The organism is Streptomyces sp. NRRL WC-3549, assembly GCF_000721935.1.
In the GTDB taxonomy this organism is placed as follows: domain Bacteria; phylum Actinomycetota; class Actinomycetes; order Streptomycetales; family Streptomycetaceae; genus Streptomyces.
The window spans coordinates 30,608-31,975 of sequence record NZ_KL585422.1; the positions used below are offsets into that span (position 1 = coordinate 30,608).

The window sequence follows — 1,368 nt, forward strand, 5'->3', positions numbered from 1 at the left end:
GAGCTCCCGTCGGCCGGGAGCAACGGCGTACGGGCGGTGGCGGCGCAGTAGCCCCTCGGCCCGCCCGGCCCCTCCCGCCCCGCCTGCGAACCCCTCCGCCGGTGCGGGCCGGGGCTCGTACAGTGGACGTCCCCGGCGGCGCCGGACCCCCGCGGAGGCAACGACTCCGCCTCGACGGGGTTTCCGCAGCGGGGTGTTGCGGGCAAGCCACAGTGGGCTACGGATGAGGGGGACCCGTGATCGTCTGGATCAACGGTGCGTTCGGTGCGGGCAAGACCAGCACCGCGAACGAACTGATCGACCTGATCCCGAACAGCACCTTCTACGATCCCGAGGCGACCGGCGAGCACCTGTGCCGTCTGCTGCCCCAGAAGAGACTCGCCGACATCACCGACTTCCAGGACCTGCCGATGTGGCGGCGCCTGGTGGTGGACACGGCCGCCGCGCTCCTCGCCGAGCTCCCCGGGGTCCTCGTCGTCCCGATGACACTCCTGCGCCAGGAGTACCGCGACGAGATCTTCGGAGGGCTCGCCTCCCGGCGCATCCCGGTGCGCCATGTACTGCTCTCGCCTGAGGAAACGATACTGCGGCAGCGGATGGCCGACCGGGAGAGGGCCGCCGGCGGCCCCCCGCACAGCGGAGGGGGCGGCTGGGCCTACGACCACATCGCGCCCTACCGGGAGGCGCTGGCCTGGATCACCGGCGACGCGCTCACCATCGACACCAGCGCCCTCACCCCGTACGAGACGGCCGAGCGGATAGCCGAGGCCGTGCGCACCGGCGAGGCCAGGGAGTGCGGCATCGTCCAGAGCCCCCAGCCGCGGGCCGAGACCGTCGCCTCGGGCGTCCTGCTCTTCGACGAGCAGGACCGGGTCCTGCTCGTCGACCCGACGTACAAACCCGGCTGGGAGGTCCCCGGCGGAGTCGTGGAGCCGGGGGAGGCACCCGCGGAGGCCGGGATCAGGGAGGTGGCCGAGGAGCTGGGCATCACCCTCGCCACCGCTCCGAAGCTGCTCGTGGTCGACTGGGAGGCGCCCGAACCGCCCGGGTACGGCGGCCTGCGGTTCCTCTTCGACGGGGGACGCCTGAGCCCTCCGGACGCCGCGCGGCTGCTGCTTCCCGTCTCCGAACTGCGCGGCTGGCGGTTCGTCACGGAGGAGGAGGCGGCCTCCCTGCTGCCGCCCACCCGTTACGAGCGGCTGCGCTGGGCGCTGCGGGCGCGGGAGCGGGGCGCCGTGCTGAACCTGGAGGCCGGGGTCCCGGTGGGCTGAGAAGGCCGCCCCGGGCGACCCGGCCGCCCGCTGCGGGCGCCTCGACGAGTCCTGTCTCTTATACACATCTCTGCGCGGGCTGGCAAGGCAGACCGCG

General features: G+C 73.5%; 1 protein-coding gene. It reads left to right on the forward strand.

From position 1 onward, the window contains the following. Window positions 1-236 precede the first annotated feature (236 nt). Window positions 237-1,271, forward strand: a complete 1,035-nt coding sequence (locus IH13_RS0126310; protein WP_031088450.1) for an NUDIX domain-containing protein — start codon at window positions 237-239, stop codon at window positions 1,269-1,271. The last annotated feature ends 97 nt before the right edge of the window (window positions 1,272-1,368 follow it).